This window comes from Devosia sp. Root105 (genome assembly GCF_001424865.1).
GTDB lineage: Bacteria > Pseudomonadota > Alphaproteobacteria > Rhizobiales > Devosiaceae > Devosia_A.
In genome coordinates this window covers 143,351-158,473 of sequence record NZ_LMCR01000021.1, presented here as the reverse complement: position 1 = coordinate 158,473, position 15,123 = coordinate 143,351, and the positions used below count along the sequence as shown (strand labels likewise).

Genomic DNA, 15,123 nt, shown 5'->3' with positions numbered 1-15,123 from the left:
CTCCCTCCCCCTTGTGGGGAGGGCAGCAAAGCTTGTGAGCGAAGCGAGCTAGCGTCGCTGGGTGGGGCCTTGCTCTTGCGCTGCTACGCGTCAAACAACCCCGCCTTCTTCCGCTCCAGCGCCCACCAGTAAAACCCGGCGCGACAGAGGAAGAACAGGTGGATCGAGATCCACAGTCCGGTATTGCCGAACGCCCCCTGCAGCACCACGGCGGCGGCGAGGAACAGGCCGAGCGCCAGCACCATGCCGTTGCGCATCACCGTATTGAGCGTGACGCCCACCAGAATGCCGTCGAACACGAAGGCCGGCATGCCGGTTAGCGAGGAGAGCGCCGCGACCCACAGGAACATCCGGGCATATTCGCGCACCGGTTCGCTCGTGGTCATGAAGTCGATCAGGTACCAGCCGCCGGCGAACCAGACCAGCGCCAGCCCGACCGCGATCAGCGTGCCCCAACGGAATGCGAGGGTGAAGGCGCGGTCGAAGGCCGGCCGCCAGTTGGCGCCGACCGCCTTGCCGCAGAGCTGCTCGGCCGCCTGGGCGATGCCATCGAGGAAGAAGCCCGAGATCATCAGGAAGTTGAGGAGGATGGCGTTGGCGGCGAGCGGCACTTCGCCCAGTCGCGAGCCCTGCGCGGCAAAATAGGCATAGGCGCCCATCAGCGCGATCGAGCGGATCATCAGATCGCGGCTCAGCCCGAACATCCGTCTGAGCGCATGGCCGTGGAACAGCTCGTCCGGCACGATCATTGCCACCACCTTGCCGGCTCCGCCGAAATGCCGGACCAGCAGCACGAGGCCGAGGAGGCACGCCGCGGCCTGGCCGATCACCGTCGCCAGCGCCGCACCGTGCGGGCCCCAGCCAAAGCTCATCACGAACAGGATCGACAGCGGAATATCGATGCCGTGGATCAGCATCTGCAGCATCATGCCGGTCTTGGCCTGCGCCCGGCCATAGAACCAGCCGAGCAGCGCATAGTTGATCAGCGAGAACGGCGCCGCCCAGATCCGTACCTCGAAATACTGCTTCAACGCCTCGGCGACACCGGCGGTCGGCGCCATCGCGAGGTTCGCCAGCGCCAGCAGCGGCAGCTGCAGCGCGATCATCAGCACGGCGGCGATCACTCCGATGCCGATGGCCCGCGCCACATGCAGCAGGCCGTCGCGCGGGTCGCGCGCCCCGATCGCCTGGGCGGTCAGCCCGGCCGTGCCGGTCCTCAGGAAATACGCCATCGAGAAGATGAAATCGAACACCAGCGCGCCCAGCACAACGCCGCCCAGCATTGCCGCATCGCCCTGCCGGCCGATCACCGTGATATCGACCAGCCCGGCCAGCGGCTCGGTGATGAAGGCCACCGAGGCGGGCAGCGCAATGGCCCAGACGTCGCGCGAGCGCACGTCGAACGGATAGGTCGGTCGGGTCAATTGGGCCGTCTGAAATGGAGGCGGGGTGGGCGATTCGATGGAACGGGCTAAACTCTACGCCAGCCGTGCGGCCCGGTCACGCCTCCGCCGGTTCTGGCAACAGCAGTATGACGAGTGCAAGGCCGATCATCGAAATGAACTCGAAGGCCTTCTGCTGGCCGTTCCAGGTTTCCGACTGCCACATGGCGAACCACTCACCGCCGACGACGACGAAACCCAGCCCGAACAACAGAAAGCCCATGGTGAGGCCGGCAGCGGCGATGCCCTTGGCGCGGGCGAACCCCGGACCGGAGACGGCCGCGAGCAGCCGGATCACGCCGATCCACAGCACCAGCGCCGTCAGCGCCTCCCAGCCGATAATGCCCCAATATCCGGCGGTCTGCAGGTTCGGGTCGGTGATCGCCCGCCACTTCAGCGTCGAATTGGGGAAAATGGTGTCCATGCTCAGCACATGCTGCACGAACTGCCAGTTGCTGTCGTAATCGGTGATGTTGCCGTAGGCGATGACCGAAAAGAACAGCGCCACCACCGCCACGAAGCCGATCTTGCAGAAGCGAACAAGCATGGACCTGACCCCGCCGCCGAGACGCCTTAGATGCGTAGCAGGCGCATGGGCGCGGCGGTAGCCGGGTCAGCGCTCGGTCATCAGATCTATGGCGATATCGGCACGGCCGCGGGAGCGTTTTACCAGATCGTAGTTGGCGAGGTCGACGCGCTCGATATGTTCGCGGTTGCGCTCGGCGGTGAACAGGCCGTGCTCGGCATGCCGTGCCAGCAGCCTCGCCTTCACCGTGTGGCGCGGCAGGTCGATGAACACCGCAAGGTCGAGCAGCGGCCGCACCTGCCACCACGGCGCATTGGCCAGCAGCAGGTAGTTGCCCTCGACCACCAGCACCCGCGCGCCAGCCGGAACGATGAAGGCGTCAATCACCACGTCCTCGATTTCGCGCGAATAGCCGGGGCCGCTCACCTGCACCGTCGCCGCCTTCACCCCAGCGAGGAACTCGGCGAACGCCGCGCCTTCGAAAGTGTGAGGCGCCCCCTTGTCCTTCACCGTGCCGAGGCTCTCGAGCTTGGCGTGCCGCATGTGGAAGCCGTCCATCGGCACATAGGCGGCAAGCTCAGGGGTTGCCGCGTTCAGCGCCTCTACCAGCTTCACCGCCAGCGTCGATTTGCCGACCCCCGGCCCGCCGGCGAGCCCGATGGCGATGCGCCCGTCGTAGGTGGTCAGCATGTGCTGCACCCGCTCGACCAGCAGCGCCAGCGCCGCCTCCGGCCTCAGTTGCAACACTTGCTGTTCGTTGTCGTTCATTGGCGGGCCTCCGGCGAATGGCGTAGCGGATTCCGTGCCCGTGGCCCACCCCCCTCCCGGCCTCCCCCACAAGGGGGGAGGTGAAGGGGAGCTTGTGGTGCGGCTTGTGCCAAGTGAACGGAAGCGGCACCTCCCCCCTTGTGGGGGAGGATGGGAGGGGGGGCCACACACGCTGAAGCAAGTGCTCTTGCCCCTTCCACCGCCTCCCCCCATACTAGGCACAAACCGGGAACGCCCCTTGCCCCTCCGCTCAGAGATCACCGACTGGTTCGCCGGCAAGGGCTGGGCGCCGCGCGCGCATCAGCTTGCGGTGCTGGAGGCGACCGAGGCCGGGGACTCGGCGCTGCTGATCGCCCCGACCGGCGCCGGCAAGACGCTGGCCGGGTTTTTGCCCACCATCAACGACCTGATCGAGCACCCGCGGCCCGGGCTGCACACGCTCTACCTCTCGCCGCTCAAGGCGCTGGCGGTCGACGTGCAGCGCAACCTGATGACGCCGATCAGCGAGATGGGCCTTGGCATCAGGGTCGAGGCCCGCACCGGCGATACTCCGTCACACCGGCGGCAGCGGCAGCGTTTCGATCCGCCGCAGATCCTCTTGACCACGCCCGAGCAACTGGCGCTGCTGCTGAGCCATCCGGACTCCGGCAAGCTGTTCGGCTCGCTCCGGCGCGTCGTGCTCGACGAGCTGCACGCCATGGTCACCAACAAGCGCGGCGAGCTGATGTCGCTCGGTGTCGCGCGGCTCGGCTCGATCGCGCCCCAACTCCGGATCACGGCGCTCAGCGCCACCGTGGCCCGCCCGGACCTGTTGCGCGATTGGATCGCGAGCCCGGTGCCGGGCGCCGAGGCGCGGTTGCTGATGGGGCAGGGCGGAGCGAAGCCGCATATCGAAATTCTGAAGTCTGCTGAGGTGATCCCTTGGGCCGGACACTCCTCGCTCTACGCCATCCCCGATCTCTACCGCACCATCAAGGACCACAAGACGACGCTCTTGTTCGTCAACACGCGCAGCCAGGCCGAGATGCTGTTCCAGGAACTCTGGCAGGCCAACGAGGACATGCTGCCCATCGCCATGCATCACGGCTCGCTGGCGGTGGAGCAGCGGCGCAAGGTCGAGGCAGCGATGTCCGAAGGCCGGCTCCGCGCGGTGGTCTGCACCTCGACGCTCGACCTCGGCATCGACTGGGGCGATGTCGATCTCGTGGTGCAGGTCGGCGCTCCCAAGGGCGCAAGCCGCATGCTGCAGCGCATCGGGCGCGCCAATCACCGGCTGGATGAACCGAGCAAGGCGCTGTTCGTCCCCTCCAACCGCTTCGAGGTGCTGGAGTGCGAGGCAGCGCTGGAAGCCGTCGAGCACAACCACCAGGACAGCGAGGATCCGGTATCGGGCGGCCTCGACGTGCTGGCGCAGCACATCCTCGGTATGGCCTGCGCCGATGCCTTCGATCCGCTCGCGCTGCACGCCGAGATCCGCCGCGCCTGGCCCTATCGCGAGCTCAGCTGGGAGCAGTTCGAGCGTACCGTCGATTTCGTCGCCACCGGCGGCTATGCGCTGCGCGCCTATGAGCGCTATGCCAAGCTCCGCCAGACCGGCGACGGCAAGTTCCGCATCTCCAACCCACAGGTGGCCCAGCAATACCGGCTCAATATCGGCACCATCGTCGAGGAGCCGATGGTGAAGGTGCGGCTGGTCAAGGGCCGCGGCTTCACCAAGGGCGCTACCACCGGCCCGATCGGCCGCTTCGGCCGGGTGCTGGGCGAGATGGAGGAGTACTTCTTCACCACCCTCACCAAAGGCGACACGTTCCTGTTCGGTTCGGAGATCGTCGCTTACGAGGGGATGTTCGAGAGCGAGGCCTATGTCTCGCGCTCGCAGGGCAAGGACCCGAAAATCCCCTCCTATATGGGCGGCAAGTTCCCGCTCTCCACCTTCCTCGCCGACGGAGTGCGCAAGCTCCTCGCCCATCCCGACCAATGGCACCTGTTGCCCGACCAGGTGAGCGACTGGCTGCGTCTGCAGCAGGAGGCCTCGATCCTGCCTGCCGAGGACTCGCTGCTGGTCGAGACCTTCCCGCGCGGCGCGCAGAACTACCTCGTCTGCTACCCGTTCGAGGGGCGGTTGGCGCACCAGACGCTGGGGATGCTCTTGACCCGTCGGCTGGAGCGGGCCCGCGCCCGCCCACTCGGCTTCGTCGCGTCTGACTACTCGCTCGCCGTCTGGGGCCTGGGCGATTTTTCGGCGCTGATCCGCACCGACCGGCTGTCGCTCGACGACCTGTTCGACGAGGATATGCTGGGCGACGATCTCGAGGCCTGGCTCGACGAGAGCCAGCTGATGCGCCGCACCTTCCGCAACTGCGCCATCATCGCCGGGCTGATCGAGCGCCGGCACCCGGGCCAGAAGGAGAAGACCGGGCGACAGATCACCGTCTCCTCCGACATCATCTACGATGTGCTCTACCAGCACGAGCCCGACCACATCCTGATCCAGGCCACCCGCCGCGACGCTGCCCGCGGGCTGCTCGACATCGAGCGGCTCGGCCACATGCTCGCCCGCATCAAGCGTCACATCGTGCACAAGCCGCTCGACCGAATCTCGCCATTGGCGGTACCGGTATTGCTCGATATCGGAAAGGTTCCGGTGGTCGGCGAGGCCCGCGAAAGCACCATGGCCGAAGCCGCCGAGGAACTGATCGCCGAGGCCATGGGCGTCAGCCCCGCGTCAAGCGAGATGAGGAAACGGGCGAATTGACTTCAGCCTGGGCAGCGCGCACTGCCCCGATCGATGACAGGGGCGACCCCGTGTACCTGCATTTCGCCGGTCACAGCTTCGAGCCGCTCCCCTCGGGCGCCCTGTGGTGGGCCGCCGAGGGCGTGTTGCTGGTCGCCGACCTGCACCTAGAAAAGCTCTCGTCCTTCGCCAGGCGCGGCAGCCTGCTGCCGCCCTATGATACCGCCTTGACGCTGCGCCGCCTCGAGGCCGACATCGCTGCGACCGGCGCCACCGAAGTTGTCGCGCTGGGCGATAGTTTTCACCGCGACGAGGGCACTTCGACACTGCAGCCGGCCGACCGCCTGCGGCTCGCCACCCTGATGGGCAAGGCCCGTTGGACCTGGATTTCGGGCAACCACGATCCCGCCCCGCACAGCCTCGGCGGCGTTTGCGTCACCGGCCTCAGCCGCGCCGGGCTGACGCTGACGCATGAGCCCGGAGCGGGGCAGGGCGTCATCGCCGGCCACCTCCACCCCGCTGCCCATGTGGCGATGAACGGCCGCTCGGTGCGCCGCCCGTGTTTCGTCCACGATGGCCGGCTGTTTGTGCTCCCCGCCTACGGCTCCGCTACCGGCAGCCTCAATATCCTCAGTCCGGCATTCGTCGGTCTGCTGCACTGGCCGACCCTCGAGGTGGCGATGATCGGGCGGGGGCGGGTGTACCCGGTGAGCCCGAAGCGGCTGGTGCCCGGCTCCGACGCCTGCTGAGCGACGGGAGCCGGCTTCAGGTACGTGCCCGAAAATATTCCGGTCCCGAACCCTTGATCGGCATGTAACACACCACCCACGTGTCAGCCTCAAACGAACGGGACACCTTCGACATGCATGGGATCGTGAAACTCGCTGCCGCCTCGGCGGCCCTGTTGCTCCTCGCTGCGCCGGCGTTAGCGGAGAGCCGCACCGTCGACCTGCCGGCCTTCACCGCGCTCGATATTTCGTCTGGGATCGATGCCATCGTCACTGTCGGCGGTACGCAGTCGATCACTGCTGAGGCCAAGGACAAGCGCCTGCTCGACGACCTGCAGCTCAAGGTCGAGGGCACTACGCTGAAGGCCTACTACGACTGGAGCTTCTTCGACATCTTCACCTTCGGCGACCGCGACCAGATCAAGCTCACCATCACCGTGCCGGCGCTCAGCAAGCTCGAAGCCAGTGCCGGCTCCGATGTCGTCGCTACCGGAGTGACCGGCGACGCGCTGGAGTTCGGGGTTTCGAGCGGCGCCGACCTGTCGCTCAGCGGCGTCGCCGGCAAGTCCATCGATCTTGACGCCTCCTCCGGCGCCGGACTCAAGGTCGAAGGCACCTGCGTCGACGGCAAGGCCAACGCCTCGTCCGGCTCCGACCTCGATGCCGAAGACCTGCTCTGTGCCACCATGGATGCCAACGCCTCCAGTGGTTCCGACCTCGAGGTCTATGCCTCGAAGTCGATCAAGGCCAACGCCTCGTCGGGCTCCGACCTCAGCATCTACGGCAACCCAGCCGAGGTCGACCAGGAAGCGAGCAGCGGCAGCGATATCAAGCTGGAGAACTAGGCTTAGGCACAACCTGGGTTTGGTTAAGCCCACCGGGTCATCCCCGCGAAAGCGGGGAACACCGTTTGCGATCGTGCGGCAGGCACAAAACAGAGGTTCCCGCTTTCGCGGGAATGACCCGGTGGTGGGGCACGACCCTAACTTTGCGCGTATGCGCGCAGGTGGGGATGACGCCGGCCCGGGCGGGAAGGTCTCGCCCTACCGCTTGAACACCACGCCACCGAGCCAGCCGGTGAACAGCGCCAGCGCCACGCAGACCAAGCCGTAGAGCAGGGGCTGCGTGCGCGCCGATTGGCCGAGGAAGCGCTCAAAGCCGATCTTCCTCACCGAGAACCCGTCGGACTTCTCGGCGATCACCTGGCCGTTCTTGATCAGGTAGGTGTGCGCGAGATAAGGCCCCGGCGGCGCGTCGGACGGCAGCGCCACCTGCGCGAAGTAGAAAGTGTCCGAACGGAACACCACGCCGTTCTCGTTGAGCTTGAACATGCCCTTCTGCTGCATCAGCCGGGTGAGTTCGCCGCCGAACACCGTGGCATCCCACCAGCCGGCTTTGGCGGTGTAGCGCGCCTGGCTGTCGAGTGGGATTTCCTTTTCCGCCAGCGTGATCGGGTCGGTGATGTTGCTCAGCGGCGCGTCGCTCAGCACCTGGTAGAACGAGGGGAAGCGCTCGAACTCGGCCTGCGAGGTGTTGAGCCAGATGCCGAACTGGTTGGTCTTGCGCCGCGCCACCCGGTTCTGCAGCGGCCCGGTGACGGTGATGATGACGTGATAGGGGCCTTCGACGAAGCGCTGCTCGGCGCCCACTTCCGGCTCGATCGATCCGAACAGCGTCAGGGTCTGGCCGGCAAAGCTCGAGGTGATCGACACCTCGTCCTGGCTGACCTGCGTCACCAGCCGCTCGGCAGAGGCCGGCGAGGCGGCGAGGACCAGCGCCAGCGCGAGCAGCAGCCGGCGCATCAGATCACCCCCGACGCGCCGATCACGGCGGTCGAATAGACATCGCCCGGGGTCAGCACCAGGCTGATGCCGAAGCGGATGGCGACGGCGAGAACGAGGATGGCGAGCAGTGCGCGCAGCTGTTCGCCACGCAGGTATTTGCCGGCCGAAGCGCCGAACTGCGCCCCCACTGTGCCGCCGACCATCAGGCAGAAGGCGAGCAGGATATCGACGCTCTGGCTCGACACGGCGTGGAGGATGGTGGTCGCCGCCATCATCGCCACCACCTGCAGCAGCGAGGTGCCGATCACCATATTGCCGGGCATCCTGAGGATGTAGACCAGCGCCGGCACCAGGATGAAGCCGCCGCCGATGCCCAAGAGCGACCCGACAAAGCCGATGGCGACACCCAGCGCCAGCACCGGGATCACCGAGATATAGAGCCGCGATTTCTTGAATCGCACCCGCCACGGCAGGCCGTGGAACCAGTTGTGCTGGTTGGGCAGCTTTTCCCGCACCACGATCCCTGCACGGCGCTTCATGATGGCGCGCGCCGCCTCGATCAGCATCAACGTGCCGACGAAACCGAGGAGGATCAAGAAGCCGAGCGAGATGACGAGATCGAGTTGGCCAGCGGCGCGCAGCACCTGGAAGGTCGCAACGCCGCCGAACGCCCCAAGCACACCCGACAGCACCAGGTAGAGCGCCATATGCAGGTCGATCTGCCCGCGCCGGTAGTAGCTGAGCGCCCCGGAGGTGGAAGCCGCCACCACCTGGCCGGTTACCGAGGCCACCGCGACCGAGGACGGGACGCCCGAAAAGATCAGCAGTGGCGTCAGCAGGAACCCGCCGCCCACCCCGAACAGCCCCGACAGGAACCCGACCGCGCCCCCGATCCCCACAAGGAAGAACAGGTTCATCGAAAGCTCGGCGATCGGCAGATAGACCTGCACGTGGGGCGTCCAATAGCACTAGGGCATTCCCGAGGCTCTAGCGTGAGGCCGCGACGGAAATGCGACGGTTTTTCGCGAAATGCCACCGAGCATTAGCAGCAAAATACAAAGGCGAGGTTAGCCTACCGGGTGGGTCGGGAATATGGGACTTAAGCCGTTCCACGTGTCGCCGGTAACCAGGTGGATGTGGACCCAGACGGACTGCCTTGTTATCAACCGGCAGCCAGTACTTCTCAGCGCTCGCAATACCAACCGGATGCCGGAAAGGCGGAGGGCAACGTGGCACCTGCTGACGACCCGGACCGCGACAGGGGGGACGAGAGTGTTCCGGAACCGCCCCGCGCCGATCCTGTCGTCGGTGAGTTCGTCACCGAGACCTTTGACTACGATGGCGGTCGGAAGGTCACCGTGTACCTGCCGCCCGGCCGTCCCGAGGCCGTGGTGTTTGCTGGCGACGGCCAGTTGATTTCCGGGTGGGGCGCCTGTCTCGAAGCGGTGGGCACAGTGCCGACCATGATCGTCGGCGCCCATAGGGTTACGTCCGAGGACGAGATGCTCAGGCTGGGCGAGTATTCGCCCCCGATTGATCCGGCGCGCTTTGCGGCGCACGAGCAGTTTTTTGTTCATAGCCTCGGCGAATGGGTCCGATCGAGGTTCGGTGCGGCGCTGCCGGCCGAGCGCACCGCGGTCGCTGGTGTATCGGCGAGCGCCGAACTCTCCCTCGCCATGGGGATGCGACACCCGGATCGCTACCACACCGTGTTCGCCGCCTCTCCCGGGGCGGGGTACCGCCCGCCTGCGGTCATGCCAAAAATGTTGCCGCGAGCCTACCTCACCGCTGGCACCCTCGAACCTTTCTTCCTCGAGAACGCAAACCGCTGGGCCGAGGCCCTGCGGGTCGCCGGCGCGGATGTCGTCATGAACGAGCGCGCCGGCAACCATGGCGACCCATTCTGGCAAGCCGAGTTCGTCAGGATGGTGCGCTGGGCGTTCGGCTCCGGGTGAGCCCGGAACGCGCTGGCGGTTCGATACGACCAACTCACTCGAGCCGCTTGCGAAACTTCATCTCGGCGCGGTGCAGCTTGTTGCGCTTCATCCGGACCCTGCGGCTTTCAGCCTGCGCCTTGGGGTCCTCCTTGCCGACCTGGAATTCCAGCTCGCGTTGCAACTTGCCATAGGCCCGCCAGCGTGCAGCATCGAGCGCGCCGGTAGCGAGCGCCGCGGCGATGGCGCAGCCGGGCTCGCCGTCATGACCACAATCCCGGAAGCGGCATTGCGCGGCGAGCGCCTCGATGTCGGCAAAGGCCGCCGACATCCCGTCACCGGCCTCCCACAGGCCAAGCTCGCGCATCCCTGGCGTATCGAGGATCAGCGCCCCGCTGGGCAGCAGCACCAGTTCGCGATGCGAAGTGGTGTGACGGCCGCGGGCATCGTCCTCGCGGATGGCCTGGGTAGCCATCTGCTCCCGGCCGGCCAGGGCATTGACCAGCGTCGACTTGCCGACGCCTGAACTGCCGAGCAACACGGCTGTCCGTCCTGGCTTGAGGTAGGCGCGCAGTGCGTCGAGCCCGGCTCCGGTCACCGCCGATACGGCGAGTACCGGCACGCCCATCGCCACCGCTTCGATCTCGCTGAGGCGCGCCTCGGCGTCGCTGCACATATCGGCCTTGGTCAGGACGATAACCGGGTCGGCCCCGCTCTCCCAGGCGGTGGCAAGATAGCGTTCGATCCGCCGCGCGTTGAGATCGGCGTTCATCGAGGCAGCCAGCAAGGCGACATCGACATTGACGGCGACAAGCTGGCCGCGCGCCGCACCCGGGCCGCTGGCGCGGCGCGTGAACGTGCTGCTGCGTGGCAGCACATGTTGAATCGTCGCGCTCCCCTCGGTGGGCCGCGCCAGTACCGCAACCCAGTCGCCGGTGACCGGAAGGGTTCCGTCCTCGGCGTCATGGGCGAGCCTGCCGGCTAGCGTGGCCGTGAGTTCGCCCAGCTCGGTCACGATGTCGTAGAGACCGCGCTGCTGCACGATGACCCGCGCCGGGATCAGGCCCGCGGCCGCGTGGGTGGTGAATTGCTGCTTGAGCGCATCGCTCCAGCCGTATTGTTCGAGCAAAATGGAATTCCTTGGATCGGGGCCATGAAGGCGCCAGCCGGAATCCCGTGTGTGCGGAAGTTACGCGGCTGCGCGACGGAAGGCAGTTCTCACAATGTCAGTCATCGGAGCGCCTCCTCTCTGTTGCGCGGCGAGGGAAAGCTAGCCTCGACCCGAGGGCGTGTCAACGCGATCGCGGTGCACCGGCCGCAGAGATTGGCGGAACGCCAGCGGGCTTTGCCTGGTCCACCGCTTGAAGCGCTGACTGAAATAGAACTGGCTGTCGAACCCCACGGTTTCGGCGATCTGCAGCACCGAGAAGCCGGTGCGCGCCAATAGTTCGCTGGCCCGCTGCATGCGGCGCATCTCGAGGTAGCGCTGCACGCTCTGGCCGGTCTCGGCCGTGAACAGATGCGCCAGCCGTGAGCTCGAGAGGCCGACCGCCGCGGCGACGTCGTCGAGCAAAACCTTGCTGGCGAGGTTGCCGTCCAGGTAGTCCATCGCCCGGCGCACGCGCGCGTCGTAATGCGACGTGGCGGCAAGCGGGTTCATCAGGTCGCATTCGAGCAGCAGACCCTCGAGCGCATGCATGGCGAAAGCCTCTCGTTGTCTGAGGTCGCCGTGCAGCAGCCGGTGCACCTCGTGGAAGCGCTCGGCGGCTTTCGGGGGATCGGGCCGCAGCAGCATCAGGCCGGGTGCAATGGCCGGCCAATCAAGCCATTCCAGCCAATGGGCGCGCGGATGGAAGTGCACCCAGAGCAGTTCCCAACCGGCTGCAGCAGGGGCAACCGCATAGTCGTGCAGCGTCCCCGGCCGGATCAGCACCCAGTCGCCGGGGCCCGAAATCAACTCTCCACCGACGTGACCGAAGCGGCCGGCGCCGGTGATGGTCAAGATCAGCAGCCAGTCTCCGACACCATCCGGCCGATGCACTCGATAGCCGGATGTTTCGCGGTAATGACCGGTCAGCAGCCGGATAACAGGGGTGTGCGAGAACTCGTGAGGTTGCGCCATAGCAGAATATTACATGCGATCGACCCAATGTTCCATGTTGCTCCGCGGTCTCGCGAGTTAGCTTGCTCGCAACAGGAGGAACCCAATGGCACTGTCGACCGAGCAGAAGCAGCAGTTCGAGCGTGACGGCTTTCTGGCGCTGCGCGGCCTGTTCAGCCGCGATGAGATCGACGAGATCCGTGACACCTTCATGCACGAGGCCAAGGATGGACCGGTGCCGGGTCTGTCCGACGTGCCCAAGGCGCGCGCCGGGGCGCCGGCCGCCTCGAGCGACCCCCTCGCGCGCTATCCCAGGATGATGCACCCGCATAAGCACATGGACAAATCGGTCGGCCCGCTCGCCTTGCGCTACATGCGGGACCCGCGGCTGCGGCCGATCCTCGCCGAACTGTTCGGCGAAGATCCCTTCGCCTGCCAGTCGATGTTCTATTTCAAGCCGCCCGGGGCCCGCGGACAGGATCTGCACCAGGACAACTTCTACCTCAGGGTGAAGCCGGGCACCTGCATGGCCGCCTGGGTCGCGGTGGATGATGCCGATGCGGGCAATGGCGGCATGATGTGCGTACCCCAGACCGCCAGCCTCGACATTGCCTGCCCCGAAAGGGCCGACCCGACGCTGTTCTTCACGACGGAGCATGTCGAGCCGCCGCCGGGCCTCGAGCCGCAGATGATGGAGCTGAAGGCCGGCGACGTGCTATTCTTTAATGGCAGCGTCATTCATGGCTCGACGCCGAACACCAGCACCGATCGCTTCCGCCGCTCACTGATTTTCCACTACGTGCCGGCCAGCACCGTCGAAATGAGCCACTATTACGAGGCGCTGAGTTTCGACGGTGAGAAGCAGGATATCGCCGTCAACATGGACGGCGGCCCCTGTGGCACGACGCAGGATCTCCCCGCCGGCCCGCACTGAAAGGCGCGGGCGCTGGAGCGCTTTCAGGAAAAGTTGCAGACTTTTCCGGTTCGAAAGCGCGACCAAATCAAAGACTTAGGGCATTGCGCCGATTCAAGGAAACGGTGCAATGCTCTAGGCGGCAGCAGCGCCGAACCGGTCGCGATAGGCGCTGGCCGAGAGGCCGGTGACCTTGAGGAAGACCCGGCGAAAGGCGGATGGGTCCTTGTAGCCGACGTTCCAGGCGATCCGTTCGACGGTGTCGCGGCTGAACTCCAGCCGCTCTCGGGCCAGTGCGATCCTGAGCGCCTGCACATACTCGGTCGGCCTCAGGCCGGTGGCCTTCTGGAAGCGGCGAAGGAAAGTGCGGGTCTCGAGCCCGGCCCGTTCGGCGAGGTCCGGGACATTGATCTCTTCGCTGCGATGCGCCTGCAGCCAGTGCTGCACCCTCAGCACCGCGTCGTCGCCATGTGACAGTCGCGGCGCGAAGGTCGAGTAGTGGCGCTGCTCGCGCCCGGCCGGGTCGACCAGCAGGAACTTGGCCGTGTCGGCCATCACCGTCGGGCCCAGCACGCGATGGACGAGGCGCAGCCCCAGGTCGGTCCAGGCCAGCATGCCGCCGGCAGTGATGATGTCGCCGTCCTCGACGATGATATCGCCGGCCGTGACCTCGACATCCGGAAACGCCGCCCCGAAGGCCTCGGCATAGAGCCAGTGCGTCGTCGCGCGTCGTCCCGACAGCAGCCCGGCATGCCCGAGCATGAAGGCGCCACCGCAGATCGAGGCGATGGTTGCGCCGGTGTCGTGACGCTGACGCAGCCAGCCGGTGAAATCGGCCGCCTCTGCCGCGGTCAACGGATCGGCAAGCCGGCCGGGAATGACGATGTATTCGGGTTGCCCGCTGGCGCCGGGGTCGCTGTCATAGCTGCGCTCGAAGCCGGCCTCGCCCACCCGCCAGTGGCTGGTGCGGATGCGGTCGGCACCGCCATGCTGGCGCGCATAGTCGTTGGCGACCTGGAACGCATCGGTGAGCCCGTGCACCGACGCCATGGCGCAGCCGGGGTAGAGCAGGAGGCCGATTTCGGTGTGTCTCAATGCGTCCATCGTCTTTGTCACTTCTGGCCCCGACTATGTCAGTTGCGGCAATCGTCGCCGGTCAAGCTCAAGCTTAGGGTCATCACATCGCGGCGGACAAGGGTTCGCCCAACCAAGGAGAGACCCAAAATGACCAAGACAATCGTTCTGATCCACGGCGCCTGGCTCAACAGCCTCAGCTGGGAAAACGTCAAGGCCCGCTACGAAGCCAAGGGCTACACCGTGCTCACCCCCGATTGGCCGTTCGACGAACGCGCCCCGTCGGCACTGCGGGCCAACCCGGCCCCGGAACTGGCAAAGATCGGCCAGCGTGAGATCGTCGACCACTTCGACAAGATCATCCGCGCCCTGCCGGAACAGCCGATCCTCATCGGGCACTCGTTCGGCGGCGTCATCGTGCAGCAGCTCCTGGCTCGTGGTCTCGGTGTCTCCGGCGCGGCGATCAACCCCGCTCCCACCCCCGGCGTGCCGCTTGGTCCGCAGGCCATCGTCTCCGCCCTGCCGGTGTTCGGCGATCTGTTCTCGTGGAAGAAGGCCAAGACCATGTCGCTGAAGTTCTTCTCGACGCGTTTTGCCCAGACTGAACCGAACCCCGAAGCCAAGTATGACCGCTACGTCATCCCGACCGCCGGCAAGGTCTACTGGGATGGCGTGATCAACCCGATGCTGATCGACTGGGCCGGGCAGAACCGCGCGCCCCTGCTGCTCATCGGTGGTGGCAAGGACCTGATCGCCGACGCCTCGATGACCGACGCCATCTACCGCAAGCAGAAGCAGGCCGCTTCGACCACCGAGCTCAAGATCTTCGATGATCGCTCGCACTGGACGCTGATGGACAAGGGCTGGGAAGCCGTCGCCGACCTGGCGCTCAACTGGGCCGTCGAACACGCTACCGACAAGCGCCCCGCCCTGCGGCTGGCGGCCTGAATGGCCAAGCCCACCGGTCCCGACGATAACGCGGTTGGGACCGGTCGCCTCAAAAAGTCCGCTTCGGCTCGAAGCGGACTTTTGGCCATCTGATCCTGGGCGAAGCCCGACTGCGACGTCATCTGCGTTCCCGCCTGAGCGGGACCCCAGGGGTTCGCGACCTCAACGCAG

At 66.3% G+C, this 15,123-nt stretch carries 14 protein-coding genes; 6 read left to right on the top strand and 8 right to left on the bottom strand.

Features of this window, described 5'->3' with window-relative positions:
- Nucleotides 1–83 precede the first annotated feature (83 nt).
- The 3 genes from ASC68_RS27555 to ASC68_RS27545 all read right to left on the bottom strand — a co-directional run bounded on the left by ASC68_RS27555 (nucleotide 84) and on the right by ASC68_RS27545 (nucleotide 2,736).
- Nucleotides 84–1,424 (bottom strand): MATE family efflux transporter, encoded by a 1,341-nt coding sequence (locus ASC68_RS27555; protein WP_055887614.1) that lies wholly within the window; start codon nucleotides 1,422–1,424, stop codon nucleotides 84–86.
- Between the two features lie 76 nt (nucleotides 1,425–1,500).
- Nucleotides 1,501–1,989: a DUF2165 domain-containing protein gene (locus tag ASC68_RS27550; protein WP_055887611.1), complete on the bottom strand. Its 489-nt coding sequence runs from the start codon at nucleotides 1,987–1,989 to the stop codon at nucleotides 1,501–1,503.
- Nucleotides 1,990–2,055: 66 nt separating this feature from the next.
- Nucleotides 2,056–2,736, bottom strand: coding sequence for a hypothetical protein (locus ASC68_RS27545; RefSeq protein ID WP_055887607.1), 681 nt, complete (start codon nucleotides 2,734–2,736; stop codon nucleotides 2,056–2,058).
- A 211-nt stretch (nucleotides 2,737–2,947) separates the two neighbouring features.
- Between ASC68_RS27545 and ASC68_RS27540 the strand changes: the two genes are divergently transcribed.
- From ASC68_RS27540 to ASC68_RS27530, 3 genes are all read left to right on the top strand, one after another.
- The gene (locus ASC68_RS27540) at nucleotides 2,948–5,491 is read left to right on the top strand and encodes a ligase-associated DNA damage response DEXH box helicase (protein WP_055888006.1); all 2,544 of its coding nucleotides are present in this window, start codon (nucleotides 2,948–2,950) and stop codon (nucleotides 5,489–5,491) included.
- Nucleotides 5,488–6,219: a ligase-associated DNA damage response endonuclease PdeM gene (gene pdeM / locus ASC68_RS27535; RefSeq protein ID WP_082528530.1), complete on the top strand. Its 732-nt coding sequence runs from the start codon at nucleotides 5,488–5,490 to the stop codon at nucleotides 6,217–6,219. The genes ASC68_RS27540 and pdeM overlap by 4 nt, the downstream gene beginning before the upstream one ends.
- Nucleotides 6,220–6,332: 113 nt before the next feature.
- On the top strand, nucleotides 6,333–7,043 hold the full coding sequence (locus tag ASC68_RS27530) for a head GIN domain-containing protein (protein ID WP_055887604.1): 711 nt from the start codon (nucleotides 6,333–6,335) through the stop codon (nucleotides 7,041–7,043).
- A gap of 198 nt (nucleotides 7,044–7,241) precedes the next feature.
- Here the strand turns inward: ASC68_RS27530 and ASC68_RS27525 are convergent, their stop codons facing one another.
- Both ASC68_RS27525 and ASC68_RS27520 read right to left on the bottom strand, forming a co-directional pair.
- The gene (locus ASC68_RS27525) at nucleotides 7,242–8,000 is read right to left on the bottom strand and encodes a TIGR02186 family protein (protein ID WP_055887602.1); all 759 of its coding nucleotides are present in this window, start codon (nucleotides 7,998–8,000) and stop codon (nucleotides 7,242–7,244) included.
- Nucleotides 8,000–8,932: a sulfite exporter TauE/SafE family protein gene (locus ASC68_RS27520; protein ID WP_055887600.1), complete on the bottom strand. Its 933-nt coding sequence runs from the start codon at nucleotides 8,930–8,932 to the stop codon at nucleotides 8,000–8,002. The genes ASC68_RS27525 and ASC68_RS27520 overlap by 1 nt, the downstream gene beginning before the upstream one ends.
- Nucleotides 8,933–9,211: 279 nt before the next feature.
- Between ASC68_RS27520 and ASC68_RS27515 the strand changes: the two genes are divergently transcribed.
- The gene (locus tag ASC68_RS27515; RefSeq protein WP_055887598.1) at nucleotides 9,212–9,937 is read left to right on the top strand and encodes an alpha/beta hydrolase-fold protein; all 726 of its coding nucleotides are present in this window, start codon (nucleotides 9,212–9,214) and stop codon (nucleotides 9,935–9,937) included.
- A 34-nt stretch (nucleotides 9,938–9,971) separates the two neighbouring features.
- Here the strand turns inward: ASC68_RS27515 and rsgA are convergent, their stop codons facing one another.
- Both rsgA and ASC68_RS27505 read right to left on the bottom strand, forming a co-directional pair.
- The gene (gene rsgA, locus ASC68_RS27510; RefSeq protein ID WP_156387474.1) at nucleotides 9,972–11,045 is read right to left on the bottom strand and encodes a ribosome small subunit-dependent GTPase A; all 1,074 of its coding nucleotides are present in this window, start codon (nucleotides 11,043–11,045) and stop codon (nucleotides 9,972–9,974) included.
- Between the two features lie 141 nt (nucleotides 11,046–11,186).
- Nucleotides 11,187–12,038: a helix-turn-helix domain-containing protein gene (locus ASC68_RS27505; protein WP_055887591.1), complete on the bottom strand. Its 852-nt coding sequence runs from the start codon at nucleotides 12,036–12,038 to the stop codon at nucleotides 11,187–11,189.
- An 85-nt stretch (nucleotides 12,039–12,123) separates the two neighbouring features.
- On the opposite strand from ASC68_RS27505, the gene ASC68_RS27500 reads away from it, so the two are divergent.
- Complete coding sequence (locus ASC68_RS27500) at nucleotides 12,124–12,951, top strand: phytanoyl-CoA dioxygenase family protein (RefSeq protein ID WP_055887587.1); 828 nt, start codon at nucleotides 12,124–12,126, stop codon at nucleotides 12,949–12,951.
- Nucleotides 12,952–13,065: 114 nt separating this feature from the next.
- On the opposite strand, the gene ASC68_RS27495 is transcribed toward ASC68_RS27500, so the two are convergent.
- Entirely contained in the window at nucleotides 13,066–14,034 is a 969-nt protein-coding gene (locus ASC68_RS27495; RefSeq protein WP_055887582.1) for a GlxA family transcriptional regulator, read from the bottom strand.
- A gap of 120 nt (nucleotides 14,035–14,154) precedes the next feature.
- On the opposite strand from ASC68_RS27495, the gene ASC68_RS27490 reads away from it, so the two are divergent.
- Nucleotides 14,155–14,952, top strand: coding sequence for an alpha/beta fold hydrolase (locus tag ASC68_RS27490; protein WP_055887579.1), 798 nt, complete (start codon nucleotides 14,155–14,157; stop codon nucleotides 14,950–14,952).
- Nucleotides 14,953–15,123: the final 171 nt, after the last annotated feature.